The 18,003-nt window shown below is 59.9% G+C and carries 20 protein-coding genes; 12 read left to right on the top strand and 8 right to left on the bottom strand.

The window, feature by feature from the left end; genetic code table 11:
* Nucleotides 1-43: 43 nt before the first annotated feature.
* Complete coding sequence (locus GA0061101_RS22625) at nt 44-934, bottom strand: SMP-30/gluconolactonase/LRE family protein (protein WP_092574963.1); 891 nt, start codon at nt 932-934, stop codon at nt 44-46.
* Nucleotides 935-1,024: 90 nt separating this feature from the next.
* Here GA0061101_RS22625 and GA0061101_RS22620 point away from each other — a divergent pair, with 90 nt between their 5' ends.
* Nucleotides 1,025-1,444 carry a GlcG/HbpS family heme-binding protein gene (locus GA0061101_RS22620; protein ID WP_092574961.1) on the top strand — a complete coding sequence of 140 codons (420 nt, stop codon included), beginning with the start codon at nt 1,025-1,027 and terminating at the stop codon, nt 1,442-1,444.
* A 62-nt stretch (nt 1,445-1,506) separates the two neighbouring features.
* Here the strand turns inward: GA0061101_RS22620 and GA0061101_RS22615 are convergent, their stop codons facing one another.
* Nucleotides 1,507-2,538 (bottom strand): L-idonate 5-dehydrogenase, encoded by a 1,032-nt coding sequence (locus GA0061101_RS22615; RefSeq protein WP_092574959.1) that lies wholly within the window; start codon nt 2,536-2,538, stop codon nt 1,507-1,509.
* A 10-nt stretch (nt 2,539-2,548) separates the two neighbouring features.
* Nucleotides 2,549-3,496 carry a 2-hydroxyacid dehydrogenase gene (locus GA0061101_RS22610; RefSeq protein ID WP_092574957.1) on the bottom strand — a complete coding sequence of 316 codons (948 nt, stop codon included), beginning with the start codon at nt 3,494-3,496 and terminating at the stop codon, nt 2,549-2,551.
* Between the two features lie 86 nt (nt 3,497-3,582).
* Here GA0061101_RS22610 and GA0061101_RS22605 point away from each other — a divergent pair, with 86 nt between their 5' ends.
* The 5 genes from GA0061101_RS22605 to GA0061101_RS22585 all read left to right on the top strand — a co-directional run bounded on the left by GA0061101_RS22605 (nt 3,583) and on the right by GA0061101_RS22585 (nt 7,231).
* A complete protein-coding gene (locus tag GA0061101_RS22605; RefSeq protein ID WP_092574955.1) occupies nt 3,583-4,341 on the top strand; it encodes an SDR family oxidoreductase in 759 nt (252 codons plus the stop codon).
* 27 nt (nt 4,342-4,368) lie between these two features.
* Complete coding sequence (locus GA0061101_RS22600; RefSeq protein ID WP_037199608.1) at nt 4,369-4,851, top strand: gluconokinase; 483 nt, start codon at nt 4,369-4,371, stop codon at nt 4,849-4,851.
* On the top strand, nt 4,848-5,735 hold the full coding sequence (locus tag GA0061101_RS22595; RefSeq protein ID WP_037199607.1) for an NAD(P)-dependent oxidoreductase: 888 nt from the start codon (nt 4,848-4,850) through the stop codon (nt 5,733-5,735). The genes GA0061101_RS22600 and GA0061101_RS22595 overlap by 4 nt, the downstream gene beginning before the upstream one ends.
* Nucleotides 5,732-6,064: a hypothetical protein gene (locus tag GA0061101_RS22590; protein WP_034511374.1), complete on the top strand. Its 333-nt coding sequence runs from the start codon at nt 5,732-5,734 to the stop codon at nt 6,062-6,064. Before GA0061101_RS22595 ends, GA0061101_RS22590 begins: the two co-directional genes overlap by 4 nt.
* Before the next feature lie 135 nt (nt 6,065-6,199).
* The gene (locus GA0061101_RS22585; protein WP_037199606.1) at nt 6,200-7,231 is read left to right on the top strand and encodes a LacI family DNA-binding transcriptional regulator; all 1,032 of its coding nucleotides are present in this window, start codon (nt 6,200-6,202) and stop codon (nt 7,229-7,231) included.
* A gap of 47 nt (nt 7,232-7,278) precedes the next feature.
* On the opposite strand, the gene GA0061101_RS22580 is transcribed toward GA0061101_RS22585, so the two are convergent.
* The 3 genes from GA0061101_RS22580 to GA0061101_RS22570 are packed head-to-tail and all read right to left on the bottom strand — an operon-like array spanning nt 7,279 to nt 10,996.
* On the bottom strand, nt 7,279-8,373 hold the full coding sequence (locus tag GA0061101_RS22580) for an ABC transporter substrate-binding protein (RefSeq protein WP_092574953.1): 1,095 nt from the start codon (nt 8,371-8,373) through the stop codon (nt 7,279-7,281).
* A 39-nt stretch (nt 8,374-8,412) separates the two neighbouring features.
* Nucleotides 8,413-9,483, bottom strand: coding sequence for an ABC transporter permease (locus tag GA0061101_RS22575; protein WP_092574951.1), 1,071 nt, complete (start codon nt 9,481-9,483; stop codon nt 8,413-8,415).
* 16 nt (nt 9,484-9,499) lie between these two features.
* On the bottom strand, nt 9,500-10,996 hold the full coding sequence (locus GA0061101_RS22570) for a sugar ABC transporter ATP-binding protein (protein WP_092574949.1): 1,497 nt from the start codon (nt 10,994-10,996) through the stop codon (nt 9,500-9,502).
* A gap of 409 nt (nt 10,997-11,405) precedes the next feature.
* Here GA0061101_RS22570 and GA0061101_RS22565 point away from each other — a divergent pair, with 409 nt between their 5' ends.
* The 5 genes from GA0061101_RS22565 (at nt 11,406) to GA0061101_RS22545 (ending at nt 15,002) form a co-directional block, all read left to right on the top strand.
* Complete coding sequence (locus tag GA0061101_RS22565) at nt 11,406-12,410, top strand: AraC family transcriptional regulator (RefSeq protein ID WP_092574947.1); 1,005 nt, start codon at nt 11,406-11,408, stop codon at nt 12,408-12,410.
* A 185-nt stretch (nt 12,411-12,595) separates the two neighbouring features.
* Complete coding sequence (locus tag GA0061101_RS22560) at nt 12,596-13,213, top strand: type IV toxin-antitoxin system AbiEi family antitoxin domain-containing protein (RefSeq protein WP_037199599.1); 618 nt, start codon at nt 12,596-12,598, stop codon at nt 13,211-13,213.
* 164 nt (nt 13,214-13,377) lie between these two features.
* Entirely contained in the window at nt 13,378-13,722 is a 345-nt protein-coding gene (locus GA0061101_RS22555; RefSeq protein ID WP_081938831.1) for a nucleotidyl transferase AbiEii/AbiGii toxin family protein, read from the top strand.
* A 34-nt stretch (nt 13,723-13,756) separates the two neighbouring features.
* Nucleotides 13,757-13,969 (top strand): hypothetical protein, encoded by a 213-nt coding sequence (locus GA0061101_RS22550; protein ID WP_051964075.1) that lies wholly within the window; start codon nt 13,757-13,759, stop codon nt 13,967-13,969.
* 187 nt (nt 13,970-14,156) lie between these two features.
* Nucleotides 14,157-15,002, top strand: a complete 846-nt coding sequence (locus tag GA0061101_RS22545) for a trypsin-like serine peptidase (protein ID WP_112442724.1) — start codon at nt 14,157-14,159, stop codon at nt 15,000-15,002.
* Nucleotides 15,003-15,088: 86 nt separating this feature from the next.
* Here GA0061101_RS22545 and GA0061101_RS22540 read toward each other — a convergent pair whose 3' ends face one another.
* Nucleotides 15,089-15,499 (bottom strand): hypothetical protein, encoded by a 411-nt coding sequence (locus tag GA0061101_RS22540; RefSeq protein WP_037199594.1) that lies wholly within the window; start codon nt 15,497-15,499, stop codon nt 15,089-15,091.
* A 458-nt stretch (nt 15,500-15,957) separates the two neighbouring features.
* Here GA0061101_RS22540 and GA0061101_RS22535 point away from each other — a divergent pair, with 458 nt between their 5' ends.
* Nucleotides 15,958-17,100, top strand: a complete 1,143-nt coding sequence (locus GA0061101_RS22535) for a polysaccharide biosynthesis/export family protein (RefSeq protein WP_047561879.1) — start codon at nt 15,958-15,960, stop codon at nt 17,098-17,100.
* Nucleotides 17,101-17,111: 11 nt separating this feature from the next.
* Here the strand turns inward: GA0061101_RS22535 and GA0061101_RS22530 are convergent, their stop codons facing one another.
* Entirely contained in the window at nt 17,112-17,996 is an 885-nt protein-coding gene (locus GA0061101_RS22530) for a serine/threonine-protein kinase (protein ID WP_162693771.1), read from the bottom strand.
* Nucleotides 17,997-18,003: the final 7 nt, after the last annotated feature.

The raw sequence follows: 18,003 nt of genomic DNA, 5'->3' as shown, positions 1-18,003 counted from the left end.
CCCATGGTCCAGGATCGAGGGCCTGTTTTCCGGCGGCGGTTTATCAAAGCGTCCCGCTGCGGTTGAGCGAAATCGCATACACGCTGGTGGTCGCTGTTATGAACAGCCTGTGCTTGCCGCGCCCGCCGAAGCAAAGGTTGGAAACCGTTTCCGGCACCAGGATCTTGCCCATGACGTGCCCGTCCGGCGCGATGCAATGCACGCCGTCGGCCGCCGACGACCAGAGATTGCCGTCGGTGTCGAGCCGCATGCCGTCGGCGCAGCCTGGCGAAATCGCATGGAACACTTCTCCGCCCGATAGGCGCCAGTCTTCGCCGACGCTAAAGACGCGGATGTGCTGCGGATCGCCGCTATGCATGCGGCCGGTATCGGCGACATAAAGTTTTTTCTCGTCGGGGCTGAAGGCGAGCCCGTTCGGGCAATTGAAGTCCGTCAGCACCGCCTGCATGGTGCCGGAGGGATCGACGCGATAGACGTTGCAGTGCAGTTCCTGCTCGCTTCTATGCCCCTCGTAATCCGTCGCGATGCCGTAATGGGGATCGGTGAACCAGATGGCGCCATCCGAGGCGACAATGACATCGTTGGGCGAATTCAACCGCTTGCCCTCATAGCTGTCGGCGATCACCGTGATCGATCCGTCGAACTCCGTGCGCGTCACGCGCCTGCCGCCATGCTCGCAGCTGACGAGCCTGCCCTGCCGGTCACGCGTATGGCCGTTGGAGAAATTCGACGGCTCGCGAAAGACGCTGGTGCCGACACCGGGGATCCAGCGCATGATGCGATTATTGGGGATATCTGAGAACAGCAGGCAATTCAGGTCTCCGAACCAGACCGGGCCTTCCACCCAGTCGAACCCGGTGGCAATCGGCTTGACGGGAGCGTTGCCGAGGACGAATTTCCCGAAGGCCGGGTCGATGATCTCGAAGAACGACATTGTGACAATACCTCCCATAATGTTACATCGCCTGATCGATGTGTTATCGATAACATATCCAAGTCAGTCCGCAAGCAGGGAGGATAGTGCATGAGCCACATTCTGGCGTCGAGTGTCTTGAGCGATGAGGGTGTGATGACGTTGCTGACATCGGCGATTTCGGCTGCCGCCGCGACGGGTCAACCGCAATGCATCGTCATCGTCGATCAGAGCGGCGTGACGCTCGGTTCGTTCCGCATGCGCGGTTCGCGTTTCCAGTCGCTGAAAAGCGCGCTTGCCAAGGCGCGGACCGCTGCCTCGATCGGTGCGCCGAGCCATTCCCTACCGGAACATGCCAGGTTGCTGCTGGCTGCCGCAAACCAAGGGGAGGCGACGGGACTGCGCGGCGGCCTACCGATCCGCTTTTCGGGTACGGTCGTTGGCGGGATCGGTGTCGGATCGGGCTCCGGCGAGCAGGATGAACAGGTCGCCCTTGCCGCCCTCAGGGCGATCGGTGCCGATCTCGAATAAGAAGAGCCTGTCGGGTGAGATCCGCCCTCGTCTTGGACGGATCTGAGGCCGTTCCTCGTCGGTCAGGCAAAGACGATCTGTGCCTTCATAGCCTTGCTGCGATCCGAGGCGATCTCGAATGCCCTGATCGCATCGGCGAGCGGCACCGAATGGGTGATGAGCGGGCGCACGTCGATCAGGCGTTTGCGCATCAGGTCGACGCCGACGGCAAATTCCTCATGGAAGCGGAAGGAGCCGCGCAGTTCCAGTTCCTTGGCCGTGATCGCCATCATCGGTAGCGTCATGTCGCCGCCGAGACCGAGCTGCACGATAATGCCGCGCGGCCTCAGCGCCGCGATCCCACCGACAAGAGCGGCAGCAGCGCCCGAGCACTCGTAGAGTACATCGAAAGTACCCTTGTCGGCCGAATAGGCGGCAAGCGCTTCAGGCTCGTCCTTGGTGTTGATGATCCTGTCGGCGCCCGCCTGCTTTGCGAGCGACAGCGTGAAATCCGAAAGGTCGGTCGCCACGATCTCGGCCGCGCCAGCGCGCCGCGCTGCTAGGATCGACAAAACGCCGATCGGACCGCAACCGGTCACGAGAACCCGCTTGCCGAGCATCTCGCCGGCGCGTCTCGTCGCATGCAGGGTGACGGCAAGCGGCTCTGCCATGGCCGCTTCGCCGGGTGTCAGGCCATCCGCCGGAACGCATTGGATCGCGTCTGCAACCAGCGTCTCGCGAAACGCGCCCTGAATATGCGGAAAGGGCATGGCGCTGCCGTAGAAGCGCATGTTGAGGCACTGATTGTGCAAGCCCTGCTGGCAGTAGCGGCAGGTCCGGCAGGGGCGGGAAGGAGAGACGGCGACGAGCTGGCCGATCTCAAGGCCCTCCACGCCGGACCCGAGTGCAACAACAGTCGCGCTGACCTCATGTCCAAGGATCATTGGCTGCTTCAAGCGAACGGTTCCGAAGCCGCCATGATGATAGTAATGTAGGTCGCTGCCGCAGACCCCGCCGGTCGCCAGTCTCAGCTTGACCTCTCCAGCGCCCGGTTCCTCCTCCGGATACTCCTCGATCCGCACATCCTTGGCGGCGTGAGCGACGATGGCCTTCATGTCTTTCTCCTCAAAGAACGGGTGTGGGCAGCGGCTGGCCGGCAAAGTGTGCGGTGAGATTGTCGCGCACGAGCTGGCCCATGGCCTTGCGCGTCTCGATCGTGCCGGAGGCATGATGCGGCTGCAGCAGCACATTGTCGAGCGCCAGAAAGCGCGGGTTGAGCTTCGGCTCGCCTTCAAAGACGTCGAGCGCCGCCGATCCGAGTTTGCCGGTCTCGAGCGCCTCGAGGACGGCTTCCTCATCGATATTGGAGGCTCTGGATATATTGATCAGCATGCCCTCCGGCCCGAGCGCCTCGATCACCTGGCGTCCGACGATATGGCGGGTCGCGGCGGATGCAGCAAGCGTCACGAACAGAAAATCAGATTGCCGTGCGAGTTCAACAGGATCGGCCACGAACTTCATGTCGGATGCGAAAGATTTCGCCTCGACATCGGAATAGGCGATCTGCAGGTCGAAGCCCTTCAGGCGCTTGGCGACCTCGAAACCGATGCGGCCGAGGCCGAGCACGCCGGCGCGCCGTCCCCAGACGCGGCGCTTGAGGGGATAGAGACCCTTCTCAGCCCAGCTGCCGTCGCGCACCCATGTTTCAGCGCCGAGCATGCCGCGCGACTGGCACAGCATCATGGCGACACCCAGATCGGCGACGTCATTGGTCAACACATCAGGCGTATTCGTGACACGGATGCCACGTTCGCGGCAGGCCTGCAGATCGACCGCGTCGAAGCCGACGCCATAGACCGAAATGAGCTGCAGATTGGGGCAGGCTTCGATCATGCCGCGATTGGCGCCAAGTTCACCGCGTGTCGCGATCGCCTTGATCGATGGGCCGACCTCGGCCAGAAGCTTGGCTTTGTCGGTAGCCTCGAAATAACGATGGACCTGAAACGCCGCATCGAGCGGTTCCTGATCCCATTGCGGATAGGGCCCGATCTGCAGGATTGGCGGCTTGTCCATCTTTCGTCTCCTCACTTGACATCGAATGTTATCGATAACATAAACAGGGGGAACAGTCTTTGTCGAGATAAAAAACGGAGGAAACCGTGTCTCTTGGCCTCTTCGATCTGAACGGGCGGCGCGCCCTGATTACCGGTTCATCGCAAGGTATCGGGCTCGCGCTCGCCAAGGGATTGGCGGCGGCGGGCGCCGAACTGGTGCTCAATGGCCGCGACGAGGAAAAGCTCGCCAAGGCGGCGGGTAGCTTCGACGGCAGGGTACATATTCTGCCATTCGATGCCACGGATCATGAGGCCGCGCGCCGCGCGGTGGATGCTTTCGAGGCGGACAAGGGCGCGATCGACATCCTGGTCAACAATGCCGGCATGCAGTTCCGCACGCCGCTGGAAGATTTCCCCGCAGACGCCTTCGAACGGCTGCTGCGCACCAATATATCGAGCGTCTTCAATGTCGGTCAGGCCGTCGCGCGCCATATGATCAAGCGCGGCGCCGGCAAGATCATCAACATTGCCAGCGTCCAGACGGCGCTGGCACGGCCGTCGATCGCGCCTTATACGGCAACCAAGGGCGCCGTCGGCAATCTCACCAAGGGCATGGCGACGGATTGGGCCAAATACGGTCTGCAGTGCAACGCCATCGCGCCCGGCTATTTCGACACGCCATTGAATGCGGCGCTCGTCGCCGACGCCGATTTCTCCGCGTGGCTCGAAAAGCGCACGCCGGCCGGCCGTTGGGGGCAGGTCGAAGAACTGGTCGGCGCCTGCATTTTCCTGGCGTCCGACGCATCCTCCTTTGTCAACGGTCATGTGCTTTATGTCGATGGCGGCATCACAGCCTCGCTCTGATAAGGTGCAGCACGCCGCTTCGTCGTCATGGGCGTCAGCGGCTGTGGCAAGTCCTCGGTCGGTGCAGCACTCGCTGCTCGTCTTGCTGGTGTCTATGTCGATGGAGACGACCTGCATCCGCCGGCCAATGTCGCCAAGATGAGCGCCGGCATCCCGTTGACCGACGCTGATCGCTGGCCATGGCTCGACAGGGTCGGCGCGCGCCTGGCACTGGCGGACGATACGGCGCTGATCGGATGCTCGGCCCTGAAGCGCGTCTATCGCGATCGGATCCGCTCCCTCGTCGGCGCGCCGGTTTCCTTCATCCATCTCGACGGCACGAAGGAGACCATCCTTCGGCGCCTGGAGGCGCGGCGGGATCATTTCATGCCGTCTGCCTTGCTGGAGAGCCAGTTTGCAGCACTTGAGCCGCCCGGTGCAGACGAGCAAGCTATCACTGTCAATATCGACCAGCCGCTGGATATGGTCGTGGCGGCGATCATCGCCGCATTGGAGGAGGAGCAGTTATGAGCAACAAGGTGGCGCTGATCGGCGCCGGTGCGATGGGCGGTGCCATTGGCGCCCGCCTGGTGGAGACTGGCAACGAGTTGACGGTTTTCGATCTCGACAAGGAGAAGGTGGCCGCGCTCACAGCCAAGGGTGCACATGCCGCCGACAGTGCCGCAGCGGCAGCCGCGGCATCAGATTTTGTCATCCTGAGCCTGAACTCGCCGAAGGTCGTCCACAGCGCGGTATTCGGGCCGGGCGGGGTTGCCGAAGGGGCGAAGCGCGGAACTTTGATCATCGATATGTCGTCGATCGATCCGGATGCGACCAAGGCGCTCGCCGGCGAAGCGGCGGAGAAGGGGTTGCGCTGGGTAGACAGTCCACTCTCCGGCGGCGCTCCGAAGGCGCTGATCGGACAGTTGACCTTGATGGCGGGCGGTGACGCAGAGGACGTCTCGGATGCGCATCAGGTGCTGCGCCATGTCGCATCGAACTACACCCATATGGGGCCGGTCGGCGCGGGTCAGACGACCAAACTCATCAATCAGGTCCTCTGCGCATTGAATTTTCTGGCGGTGGCGGAGGCAACGCAACTGGCGCTTGACGCCGGTGTGGATGCCGCCAAGATCCCGCAGGCATTGAAGGGCGGTCGGGCCGACAGCGCCATCCTTCAGGAATATATGCCGCGCTATGTGACCAAGGATTATCGCCGCACCGGCCGGATCGACAACATGGTCAAGGATCTGAACGGCGCCCAGGATCTTGCTCGACGCACCAACACCGCCATGCCGCTGACGGCTGTCTGCGCCGAGATCCATCGCATGCTGACGGCCGCCGGCCTCGGCGGCGAGGACCAGGCTGCATTGATGGAATTCTTCAAGGGACCGAACAAGGAAATCGCCGGATGATCACCCGATACGCATTATTCGAAGGCAAGGTCAGGGAAGGCGAAGCGGAGGCCTTCCGCGCCGCCGTCATGGAGACGATCCTGCCGAAATGGAAGCAGTTTCCCGGTGCGCTCGACGTACGCGTTACCTTTGCCGAAGCGCGTGACGAGGGGGCTCCGGAATTTCCGATGATCCTCGCCGTCAACTATCCGGACCTGGCGGCTGTCGAGGCTGCCCTTGCCAGCCCCGTGCGTACCGAAGCGCGGGCGGCAACTGAAGCCGTGCTGTCACGCTTCTTCGAAGGGCGCATTCATCATCATGTGACACTCGCCCATGAGTTCCAGCTATAGGCCAATCTCCTGAGACAATCGTTACGCGGGGCCGAAAGGCTCCGCATTTCTCATTGTCTGGATGGACGAAAGACGCACTTGCTATTAGCGGGGAAGCCATATTACTCTCATGGTAACGATAACATAAGGCCATTGATGAGTAGCAATCGCAAACCGCCCACTATGGCAGACATAGCCCGCGTCATGGGAGTTTCTCCGATGACGGTGTCTCGTGCGTTCAAGGCGGACAGTCTCGTCAGCCCGGAGACCCGGGAAGCGATTCTGAAGGCGGCGGAAGATCTGGGTTATGTTTTCGACAGCACGGCCTCCAACCTGCGTTCGCAAAAGTCCGATTTTGTCGCCGTCACCATTCCCTCCATCAACAACGCCAATTTCGCCGACACGGTCGGCGGCCTTTCCGACACGCTGGCCAAGCGGGGAATGCAGATCCTGCTTGGCTATACGAACTACGATATCGATGAGGAGGAGCGGCTGATCGAGCAGCTTCTGCGCCGCAAGCCGCAGGCGCTCGTGGTGACCGGTGGCTCGCACACGGCGCGAGCGCGCCGGCTTCTACAGACGGTGGCCATTCCGATCATCGAAACCTGGGATATTCCGGCCGATCCGATCGACCACTTTGTCGGTTTTTCCAACATGGCGGTCATGCGCGATATGGTCGACCACTTCGTCGCCTCCGGCTGTCGGCGTATCGCCTTTATCGGTGGCGACGTTCAGCGGGATTCGCGCGGCAGCGAGCGTCGACTTGGCTTCATTGCAGCGATGCAGGCGCATGGCCTCGACGCTTCGAGACTGATCGCCGCTGGGCCGCCGCCAATTTCAATGCGCGAGGGCGCCAATGCCATGGCGAAGCTGATCGAGATCTATCCGGACACAGAGGCGGTCGTTTGCGTTTCCGACCTTGCCGCTTATGGCGCGCTGACGGAATGTCGCCGGCTGGGCGTCCCCGTGCCGGAGCGCTTTTCCATCGGTGGGTTCGGCAATTATGAAATCGGTGAGGTATGCGTACCGACGCTGACGACGATCAATGCCTTTGCCAGGGAAATCGGCGAGCAAACCGCCCAGCTGATCCTCGATATTCTCGACAATGCGCAGCCGGTCGGCAATGTCAGGATTTCAACGCAACTAATCGTCCGTGATAGCAGCCGTCAGCTTCAGCTTGTCCCTTAAGTGAAACGGCGCGGCCCGAAGACCGCGCCATTTCCGCGCAACTGGGATCATTTGCCCCAGATCTTCTTGTACTGATCTCTGTAGCCGTTATCCGGATCGAAGCTGTTCTTCGGGCCGCCGTCGGACTGTATGTTATCTGATGTCACCACATGCAGCGGCGACAGATATCCGGACCACTTCTCGCCGGAAAGGGCGCGATTGAGCTCGTCGACCAGCTGCCAGCCCTGGAGATTGAGCGGCTCGGCCACGGTCACTTTCTGATACTGGCCGGCGCGGATGCGCTCATAGGCCGATTGCGAGCCATCGCCGGCGGCGACGTTGATCGGCGCATCGGTTCCGCCCTTGCCGGCTGAGGCGAGCGACGGACCCATGAAGTCGAAATAGAGGTCGTTGATGGCAAGCGAATGGGTCCAGCTGTCTCCATATTTCTGCAGCAGCGACGTGGTCAGCTGCGGCATGCGCTGTGACGTCTCGGCGATCGGCGTGTCGACATATTCCAGCACCTTGCCGCCCAGGCGTTCAATCTCGACCTTCATCCTGTCGGCCTTGGCAATGGCGATCGCATAGGTCGAGTCCGTGAAGATGATCACGCCCGGCTTGCCCTTGGCATCGACGAAGGCCCAGTCGGCGGCCGCCTTCGAGACTTCCATGGCATCGGTGCTGACATTGGCGAACAATCCGTTCTTGTCGTCGGGGCCGATCACCGGGCCTGCATGCCAGGCGACCAGCGGGATCTTGGCAGCCTTTGCCTCTTCAAGTGCCGGTGCCTGCTCGACCGCATCGAAGCCGTCGATGATGATGCCGTCGGGCTTGAGCGCCATGGCCTGACCGAAAGCGGCCGTGCGTCCGCCGATCGAACCCGCGCCATCGAGAACCTTCACTTGCCAGCCGATGGCCTTGGCGGCTTCCTCGACGCCGTTGCTGACGCCGAGAATGCCGCCGTTCTTGAGATCGCCGGCGAGAACGACGATCGTCTTGCCCGTCTGCGCCTTCGGGCCGGTCGCCGGGCCGTCCCATTTGGTGACCGCCGTTGCATACTTGGCCACGACGGCTTTCGCATCCGCCATCGGATCGGCATAGGCATGGCTGGCGCACAACACGAATAAGGCTGTCGTTGCCTGCAGGAATTGTCTGCGTTTCATTTCGTCTCCTCCCATTGGACGTTCAAACTGAGCTGATGTTCATTTCTCCGCTGGCGCGGCGGACAATTGCGGCTTCTCGACCGGGGCCATGCGTCCGGCGTGACTGCGCCGGCGTTGCGCATATCCGGCAATGCCGATGGCAACGAGCAGGGTGACGCCGTTAAACAGCGGCTCGACATAGAAGGAGCCGCCGAACTGCTGGATGCCGGCGATACCGACCGCAAGAATAATGACGCCGATCATCGTGCCCCAGACATTGACGCGGCCGGGCTTGATCGTGGTAGAGCCGAGGAACGCACCGACCAGCGCCGGCAAAAGATATTCAAGACCGACGCTTGCCTGACCGATGCGCAGCTTGGAGGCGAGCAGGACGCCGGCAACGGCGGCAAGCGTGCCCGAGGTTACGAAGGCGCCGATGACGAAGCGGCGGACAGGGATGCCGTTCAGGGCGGCGGCCTTCGGGTTGGCGCCGATGGCATAGATGTAACGGCCGATCGGCAGATATTCGAGGACGATCCACATGACGAAGGCAAGCGCGAGGACGTAGATGCCGGTGATTGGCAGGCCGAATACCATGGTGCCGTTCAGTGCATAGAAACCCTGCGGCAGCATGCCGACCACCTGTCGGCCGCCGGTATGCCAGAGTGCGATGGCATAAAGCACGGTGCCGGTGCCGAGCGTTGCGATGAAGCTGTCGATCTTGGCGATTTCCACCAGGAGCCCGTTCAGGAAGCCGGTAAAGGCGCCGAGCAGGATGACGACAAGCACCGCGACGGGCCAGGGGAGGCCGAACATCGTCTGCAGGCTGATCGCGAGCACATGCCAGAGCACGATGCCGTAGCCGATCGTCAGGTCGATGCGGCCCGCCGCCATCGGGATCATCGCCGCGAGCGACAGGATCGCGATAATGGTCTTGTCGGAAATGATCGAGCGCAGATTGAGCATGGTCGGGAAAGTCTGCGGCAGCAGAATGGAAAATAGTAGGATCAGCAGGGCCGTCAGGATGACGAGGCCGTAGACCGGCAGAAGACGCTGGATTTTCTGGCCGAAGCTCATTGCCGACAGCTCGGAGCGTGTGGGTTCGAGCGCATTGGATTCGATCGATTGCATGGTTTTCCTCTCCGGTTCAGGCCGCTTCGGATGCAGATGCGGCAGCGATCACCGCCGGTGTTGTCAGGTCGGCGCCGCTGAGTTCGCGCACGATCTGACCGCGCGAGAACACAAGGGCACGATGGCAGATGTGGGCGATTTCCTCGAAGTCGGTGGAAACGACGAGAACGGCAAGGCCGCCTTCCACCGCCTCGGCGATCAGCCGATAGATATCAGCCTTGGCGCCGACATCGACGCCCGCGGTCGGATCTTCGGCGATCAGCAGCTTCCGGCCCGTCGCCAGCCACCGTCCCACAACGACCTTCTGCTGGTTGCCGCCAGATAGGGCCTCGATCGCAAGGCTCTGGTCGTTGGGCCTGAGGCCGACCCGGCTGCCGAGCGAATAGGCCTTCTCGGCTTCGTTGCGCGGCGAGAGGAACGACATCAGGCCACGCCCGGAGGCGCCAGGATTGAGAAAGGTGTTTTCGCGCAGGCTGAGCGACATCGCGACCGATTCTTCGGTGCGGTCCCTGGCGATCAGGCCGATGCCGGACGCCATGGCGGCGACCGGGCTCGAAAGGTTGGGTTCCACACCGTTGAGCCGCACCGTGCCGCTCGATGCTTCGCAGCCGAACAGCGCGCGTCCGATCAGTTCCTGGCCCGCGCCTCGCAATCCGACAAGGCCAAGAAGCTCCCCTTGCCGGATATCGAAGGATACCGGCCCGGCGCCGCGGCAGGCGAGATCCCTGACCGAGACGATGGCCGGCCCCGAGCTTCGTTCCGCCTTGACGAACAATTGGTCGGCCTTGCGCCCGACGATCATCCGAATGAGCTCGTCCGACGTGGTTTCGGAAACGGGCTTCTGTCCCACCAGTTGTCCGTCGCGCAGCACGGCGACGCGGTCGGCGATGCGGAAGATTTCATCCAGCCGGTGCGAGACGTAGATCATCGCCACGCCGCGCTCCTTGAGCGGGCGAATGGCCGCGAACAGCTTCTCGACCTCATCGGCGGGCAGGCTGGCTGTGGGTTCATCGAGGACCAGAACATCGGCCTCGACAGCGAGTGCGCGGGCGATCGCCACCAGCGACTTTTCCGTTCTCGTCAGTTCCTGAACGCGCGTCGAGGGATCGAAATCACAGCCGACTAGCTTCAAGGCCTCTCTCGTTCGCCGTTCGGTCGCCCGCCAGTCGATCAGCCGGCCGCGCAGCGAATAGCCCTGCGCAAGCCCGACATTCTCACCCACCGTCATCCATTCGATCAAGCCGAGATCCTGATGGATGAAGGCGATCGGTTGGCGCTGGTTGGGTTGCGGCGGACGATGCTGATATGGCTTGCCGCGAAACAGAAGCTGTCCGCCGTCCGGCCTGTAGATGCCTGCCAGTGTCTTGATGAGCGTCGATTTGCCCGCGCCGTTTTCGCCGAGAAGCGCGAGGATTTCACCCTGCTTCAGATCGAGCGATACATTCGACAGGGCACGCGTTCCACCAAACTCCTTGGTGATATCGCAGAATTCGAGCAGCTTTCTGTCGTCCATCCCGCTCCTCCCAAAGCTTCTATGGGAAGAGGCTATGTTATCGATAACATTCCGTCAAGAGGCTCCACGCTGACATGATGCTTCCCGCCGGTTCCATGCGTTGATGGGAAGGTTGTCGTCCGGCGGCAGGGATGAACTTCTTTATGATTAAAATAAATCTCCAGATGTTCGCAATCATCACATGAATATCGAAACAATCGCTAATCTAATTCATGGTACTAATCACGGCAGTACTATTGCTATTTGGGTACAATATTTCTTGGGTAGTGCTTTTCGGCCAAGAATGCTCTAGTGTTAATTTACAGCAAGGGTGTAAATTAAGATATACTCGCGTTGTCGTTGAGCAATATCTCGGGAGGCGCGCCCTTGGCGCTGGAGAGGGCTATATTTGAGATACGCTACTCAATCCATGTTCAAGATCGAAGATGCCGATGCCGAGGAGATGACGGCACACTATGCCAGGACCTTGTTTCCCGCCGTCGTCGAACCTTTGCATCGGCGCGCGCTGATCTCAGTTGAAGACCGTCATTACACGGTGGGCTATTGCAGCATCTGGAACGGTAAATGTAATTCCGGCATGAGCGTATCACTCTCGGGCGGCCCGGATGCCTACGGGCTTTACATTCCATCCTCGGGCGGGATGGCGATCGATGTGGGATCCAGGGAGCTTGTGTCGAAGCCGGGCGAGGGGCTGGTGGGTGATATGTCCTCGTTCGAAAAGCTGACATTGCACGAGCAGCGCAGCCATATGGGGATTGCGTTCGAGAAATCGGCGCTTATCCGGCAATTGAGTGAACTGCTCGACGCCCCTGTACTCGACGATCTGGAATTTACCGATACCGTCGACCTGTCGTCGGCAAGAGGCATGCAGATCGCGACCCTTGGAAATCTTATCTGGCAGAGCCTGACGGTGGAAGATGCTGACCGATCCTCCTCCGCATTCACTGAGCATCTGTTGCAGGCGATGATGATCGCGCTGCTCGAAGCCGTGCCGCACAACTATTCGGAACGAATGCTGAAGCCGGCTTCACCGGCCATACCCAGACGGTTGAAACGGGCGATAGAATACATGCATGCCAATGTCGGCTCGAATATGGGTATCGCCGAAATCGCGCGTGAGGCCGGCACGAGCGTTCGTGCGCTGCAAGCCGCCTTTCAGCAGTTCAAGAATACGACGCCTCTCAGCTACTTGCGAACGATACGCCTGCAGGGCGCACGCGGGGCATTGATGGATCCGGCCCGTTGTCAAGCGGTCGCCGAAATTGCGCGGAGTTGGGGATTTTCACATATGGGGCGCTTTGCCGCCCTCTATCATCAAGCCTTCGGCGAAATGCCGTCCGATACAGCCAGGCTGCGCCGACGCGACGACCGAATGGACCGACGTCAAATGAAAATACGGGTCAGACAGTTGTGAAACTCAACAGTTTTTATCGGAAGGCTCGTCGATTCAGTGAAATGACGTGCAGGTTAAATTTCCCTTAAGGTCACTGGGCCCACCGTAAAATGGCGAGAGTCTTCGCACACATGGGCTTTCTGGAGCCTGGCCGTTTTGATACAAAACCTTGGATAATAGATCCCAATATCCGAGTTTTTATATCAATGCCCGGCTCCGTCACTCAACGTCAAATCGCGCTGGCCGTGCTCGCTGAGCGCGGCATAGCACGTCTGGCAGAACTGCGGAGGGCAGGTGTGACGGCGGCCACCATGAGCCGAATGGAACGGGATCGGGAGGTGATACGGCTTGCGCGAGGTCTCTATCAACTTCCTGATGCGGAGCTTGATGCCAACCACAGTCTGGCAGAGGCCGCTAAGCGCTCTCCAAAAGCTGTCATCTGCCTTGTCTCGGCCCTCGCCTTCCACGGGCTGACGGACCAGCTTCCAAGACAAGTGTGGCTTTCCATAGGCAACAGGGATTGGGCTCCAAAACCGGATCGTATGCCTATTCGCATCGTGCGCTTCACGCAAACACTGCTCAGCGAAGGTGTCGAGATTCACACCATCGAGGGGGTTCCCGTAAAGATTTTCGGAGTTGCCAAGACAATTGCCGATTGCTTCCGCTATCGCAACAAGATCGGCCTATCCGTGGCAATTGAGGGGCTTCAGGAGGCTCTAAGAAAACGAAGTGCTACTCCTGGTCAGATAGCCAACCAGGCGGTGCGCGGTGGCGTTGGCACCGTGATCCGCCCATACCTCGAGGCGCTGACTGTCAATGGCTAAACAAGTCAGAAACGTCGCAGCCTCGGTGTGAGCTCGCCTGTTGCAACTCGCCAAGACAAGCGGACAAAGCGTCGATTTGGTTCTGACATGCTTCGCGCTTGAGCGGCTGTTGCTTAGGCTCAAGCCAGTCGCCCTACGCTGGTCGCTTCGTTCTGAAGGGGGCAATGCTGATGATGAGTTGGTTTGACGATCCGCACCGCGGCACCCGTGGTCTCGATCTGTTGGGCTTTGGAGACCCGGAACTTGATCCGATGCTGAAAACCTTTCCGGATATTCTGGCGCAACAAGCTGATGACGGCGTCACGTTCGATGCCGAAACTCTTCGTGTGGATCGTATCCGTGAGGGAGTGGAATATGGTGGTCTCAGACTGCGGATGGTCGCTTCGATAAGCGCGCCCGCATCAACCTTACGGTTGACATCGGTTTCGGCGATGCACTTGTGCCCGATGCTGGATTTCCCTGCGCTTAGGCTCCGCGCCTATGCGCGAGAAACGGTTGTTGCTGATTAGTTTCAGGCCATGGTCATGTTCGGGGCAGCCGACCGTGGTCAAGATCGAGGCGTTCCCATTCACGCCTTATGGCGTGATCCATGGTCACGTGACGGCAGTCGCCACGGACGCCATTCCGGAGCCGGATGCAAATCAGCTCGAAGGCGATCCAAGCAAGCAGTTACAGGCAACCGTTCCGACGACGAATGTGCAGCGGGTCCAGAACCTCGTCTTCCCCATGCCATCAAGCTCGACAACAGCACCATGAATGTTGAAGGGAGTTCCGTAACGCTGTCCCCCGGCATGGCCGTAGCTGCGTTGAGCAACTGCTGAACTAGCCTGGACCTGCGCCTGGTGCAGTTGTATCAAAGAGGTGCGGCGCAATTACGGGTGGGATATGCGAAGAATAGTTTTGGCGTCGCAGGCCAAACAGAAGCGGGAGGGAAAGCCAGAACATGTCACAATTATCAATGGAGTCGCTCTCAATCGTTGCTCGGCAGCTGCCGCAACTATTCGCAATCATACTTGTATTGATCCTCGGATCTTCTCACGCCAAAGCAGGAGCCATTGGCGGCGATAATCGGCAGCCAATCGATCAGTATGCCCTATCACACAGCATGTCGCCGGATGAGGCCCGCAAGAAGTTCGGTGCGTCGGGCCGGATCATGTGCCCCTTTGGCGAGGCTAGCGCCTTCCTTATTTTCAAGTCCAATATTGTTGTCACGGCAAGACATGTTCTTTTTCCCGAAGCGAGCATGGGCGGCTACGCTGGTCGGATGTCGATTTCGCGTTGTGGCTTTGAGGTGAGCGACGGCAAAGGGTCGAAATGGCACAAGGTCGATGTTCGATCTTTCCTCTCTCCCGATGCCAAGCAACGTTCGCTGACGGACCGCTTTGATTGGGTTGTAATGCGACTATCCGAACCAGTGACCGAGTTCGAGCCTTATCATATGCCTTCAAAGCCTGTTTCTGCGGGCGACAAGATCATAATGGCTACTATTCGCCAGGACAACTTTCTTCCCGATGACTGGAACGAGCGAATTCTCAGTGATTGTAGGATACGTGCGATCGACAATATTGATGGCGTCGCCGCCAGTGGCATTCGCACAGATTGTTCCTCCGGCCATGGTGCGTCGGGTGGGGCGTTGCTCCGCCAAGGACCTCAAGGTCTGGAAGCAGTTGGCGTCATGAGTTCGATGAGTGCGTCCTGCACGAAGTTCAACCGCAAGCGCTGTTACACCTTTGCCGTCGGTTTCGAACCGGAACTTGTCGCAGCCGTGCACAAACTTGCCGGAGAATGAGTCTTGGTTGCGATGGTGGAGAACGCAGGATGACGTTGAACCGGCGGCGACCTTGATTTCACAGCGGTGTTATTCTTGAACCGGAACTATTCGCCGACTGAGTTCACGATACGGCAAAGGTTTTTACCGACTCCGGGAGCCACTTGGCCTGGCTGCACAATAAACACCGCATCGACCCGGCTACCCTTGCCATTCTTGCGGACGACGACGCGCAATGTCTGCGGCCGGCCGGATCCGCTCGTTTCCTGTTGCGCAGTCAGGGTACCAAGCTTCTTTTCCACATTCACATCGACAAAGCCTTCCGCCAGAACGGCCTGGGAAACCTTGTCGAAGGCAACGTTGGAATTGATGGAAGGGAAAACCATCCAGGTCTTGTAGGTGATGCCCGTCACCAGCGGAACGCCGCTGCTCTCGTAATGTCCCGCGCAGGCATCGGCCAGTGCAGAAGTGGCCGGAAGAATGGCAAGCGCAAAGACGCAGGTAATTCTCGCAAGCATGGTTTACGCCTCGTTGATTGTATCGAAAGACAGAAGGTCGTTGCGTGAACAAAAATGCCATCTGACCGCGAATATGTATATCAAACGCAGCGCGTATAGATAGCGAAATCCGCATGTCGGATTGTCATTTGCCGATATGAAAATGGCGTTCGCTGAATGAAACGACCTCCTAGGGGAGATCCGCACAGGTGCAATATCAGTTCGCGCGCTCGGTGACGGGTAACGCCCATGCTGGCGCTGACCGATTCGTTTTTTGCAAGCGTTTCAAGCTCAAAACCTGATCCGGCAGCTGCCATGAAGAGTGCGCTCGGAGGGCAAAAATGGTGATCGGTTGCGAATTGGACACATTGGTAAACAACCAGACTGTCATAATTCATTATTTATTAGGCTCGCATATTGCCTCCCGCCTTATGGTTGATATTTCTGCCGTGCCTATAACATCCGAAGGAGGTTCGGGAATGCGGAAATTGGCGGCGATTTTACCTTTGGTTGTCCTCAGCGCCTGTGCAAGGCCGTCCGATGGACCAAGCGCCGGCAACATACGCAATGCGACGATGCCGCATACGAACGAGAGGATTCCGGTCGTTCCGCTGGCCAACGCCCCGATGGGCGGACAGGTCGTTGCCCCGTCTTATGCGCCTTCCGATCAAGGGCTTGCACGGCTTCGCTCGGGCGGCTTTTCAGACGCTCGCCTTCGTCCCGGTGACGTTATCGACGTGACCGTGCTTGATACCGGCGAGGATGGATTGCTGTCCACCACCCAGAGCAAGTCGCTCAATCTCGGTCGCTTCACCGTAGATTCGCGTGGTTTCGTCACCATGCCCTATGTCGGCAAGCAGCGGGTGAGCGACTCGACACCCGAAGGCCTGCAATCGCAGATCGTGACCGCACTCAAGGGCTCATCCGTCAATCCGCAGGCCGTGGTGACGGTGGTCGACAAGCCCTCCAGCGCCGTCACCGTCGATGGCAAGGTTCGCACTGCCGGACGCTTCCCGTTGACGGCGCGCAAGGAACGCGTGCTTGACGTTCTCGCCCTTGCGGGCGGGGCTTCTTCTGCGCCGAGCGACACGAACGTCACGCTTACACGCGGTTCACAGCGCGCGACCGCGCCGCTGGATCGGGTTCTGCAGGACGACAAGCAGAATGTCCGCCTGCTGCCCGGCGATCAAATCTTCGTCGACGGCACATCGCAGAGCTTCACGGCGCTGGGCGCCTTCAAGAGTGTCGGCGAGTTTCCGCTGGAACCGGGCAAGACGACGCTGGCCCAGGCGCTCGCCCGCGCCGGCGGATTGCTCGATGACCGCGCCGACTCGCGGAACTTCTACCTCTTCCGCAATCAGAAGATCTACACGCAGGCCGCGGCCCCGCTGGCAAAGGGCGCCAGCGTGCCGACGGTCGTTTCGATCAAGCCTGTCATTTACGGCGTCAATCTGAAGGACGTTTCGAATTTCGTCCTGATGCAACAGTTCAAGATGCAGGACGGCGATACGCTTTACGCCAGCAATGCCGGGCTGGTCGACGCCGCCAAGCTGCTGACCGTCTATCAGAAGAGCGTGCCGACAGCCGCTGCCCCGCAACCGGGAAGCTCGTCCGCTAACTGACGGGTTCCGGGTTAGTTTTCAGTTATGAGTTGAAGAGCCGCCATGGCACTTGGCGGCCTCTTGGGCGGAGAGTGATCCATCAGATTTCTGGCGGTGCTCTTCAGCTCGATCACGGCATCTTCCGTGTCGCTGCAATGTTCAAGAAGCATACTCATGACACAGCCGGCCGAATAAAGATCGGCACGAGGATCGGCGGCTTCGCCTCGAAAGAGTTCCGGCGCGGTGAAACCCGGCGTCGCCACCTTGGCGATATCGGGATCGCCGTAGCGCGTGCCGCGTTCCAGGGCGGTGCCGAAATCGGCAATCTTCAATCGCTCGAAATCATCGTCGCATAAGAGCAGATTGGCGGGAGAGATATCGCCATGGACATAGCCGGCCGCATGTATCGCATCCAGCCCGAGAAGCAGCGACTTCATTGATTGCCTGATGTCAGCCGAAGAAATCGATCCCGCCGCCAATCGTTGCGACAATGACGGCCCCGCCCATTCCATGATGATCGCGGGTCGTCCGTCGACCAATCGTATGGCGAGTTGAGCCGCGACGAGATTGGGATGGTGGAGCGTCATGCCGATACGCGCCTCCCGCAGCAGCATAGCTCTGGTTACAGTCTCATTGGCTCGATCGGCGCTGATGGTCTTCAGCGCGTGCGATGTGCCGAGATCACGGTGACGCAGACGGGTGATCTCCGTTCGCTCATGAGAATGGATGATCGCCTCAACCAGAAATGTGCCTGCAACGAAGGTCGCTTCGCCGTCGGGCATGGATGGCATGCGCCGGTCGAGCGCATCGCGCAGGCGATCGACCAGACGATCGCGAATGTCTGCCGGTCGCTCGACTTCGCCATCATGGGTCAGGAGACGCAGCAACCCGGCAAAGCTCACCGCGATTTCTCTCATATGCTTG

Source organism: Martinezella lusitana, from assembly GCF_900094565.1.
GTDB classification, from domain to species: Bacteria; Pseudomonadota; Alphaproteobacteria; order Rhizobiales; family Rhizobiaceae; genus Rhizobium; species Rhizobium lusitanum.
This window is presented reverse-complemented; position numbering and strand designations above follow the sequence as displayed.

Coding starts and splice junctions, on each gene's coding strand:
- GA0061101_RS22625 (WP_092574963.1), bottom strand. CDS start 934: ATGTCGTTCTTCGAGATCATCGACCCGGCCTTCGGGAAATTCGTCCTC.
- GA0061101_RS22620 (WP_092574961.1), top strand. CDS start 1,025: ATGAGCCACATTCTGGCGTCGAGTGTCTTGAGCGATGAGGGTGTGATG.
- GA0061101_RS22615 (WP_092574959.1), bottom strand. CDS start 2,538: ATGAAGGCCATCGTCGCTCACGCCGCCAAGGATGTGCGGATCGAGGAG.
- GA0061101_RS22610 (WP_092574957.1), bottom strand. CDS start 3,496: ATGGACAAGCCGCCAATCCTGCAGATCGGGCCCTATCCGCAATGGGAT.
- GA0061101_RS22600 (WP_037199608.1), top strand. CDS start 4,369: ATGGGCGTCAGCGGCTGTGGCAAGTCCTCGGTCGGTGCAGCACTCGCT.
- GA0061101_RS22595 (WP_037199607.1), top strand. CDS start 4,848: ATGAGCAACAAGGTGGCGCTGATCGGCGCCGGTGCGATGGGCGGTGCC.
- GA0061101_RS22590 (WP_034511374.1), top strand. CDS start 5,732: ATGATCACCCGATACGCATTATTCGAAGGCAAGGTCAGGGAAGGCGAA.
- GA0061101_RS22585 (WP_037199606.1), top strand. CDS start 6,200: ATGAGTAGCAATCGCAAACCGCCCACTATGGCAGACATAGCCCGCGTC.
- GA0061101_RS22580 (WP_092574953.1), bottom strand. CDS start 8,373: ATGAAACGCAGACAATTCCTGCAGGCAACGACAGCCTTATTCGTGTTG.
- GA0061101_RS22575 (WP_092574951.1), bottom strand. CDS start 9,483: ATGCAATCGATCGAATCCAATGCGCTCGAACCCACACGCTCCGAGCTG.
- GA0061101_RS22570 (WP_092574949.1), bottom strand. CDS start 10,996: ATGGACGACAGAAAGCTGCTCGAATTCTGCGATATCACCAAGGAGTTT.
- GA0061101_RS22565 (WP_092574947.1), top strand. CDS start 11,406: ATGTTCAAGATCGAAGATGCCGATGCCGAGGAGATGACGGCACACTAT.
- GA0061101_RS22560 (WP_037199599.1), top strand. CDS start 12,596: ATGCCCGGCTCCGTCACTCAACGTCAAATCGCGCTGGCCGTGCTCGCT.
- GA0061101_RS22555 (WP_081938831.1), top strand. CDS start 13,378: ATGCTGATGATGAGTTGGTTTGACGATCCGCACCGCGGCACCCGTGGT.
- GA0061101_RS22545 (WP_112442724.1), top strand. CDS start 14,157: ATGTCACAATTATCAATGGAGTCGCTCTCAATCGTTGCTCGGCAGCTG.
- GA0061101_RS22540 (WP_037199594.1), bottom strand. CDS start 15,499: ATGCTTGCGAGAATTACCTGCGTCTTTGCGCTTGCCATTCTTCCGGCC.
- GA0061101_RS22535 (WP_047561879.1), top strand. CDS start 15,958: ATGCGGAAATTGGCGGCGATTTTACCTTTGGTTGTCCTCAGCGCCTGT.
- GA0061101_RS22530 (WP_162693771.1), bottom strand. CDS start 17,996: ATGAGAGAAATCGCGGTGAGCTTTGCCGGGTTGCTGCGTCTCCTGACC.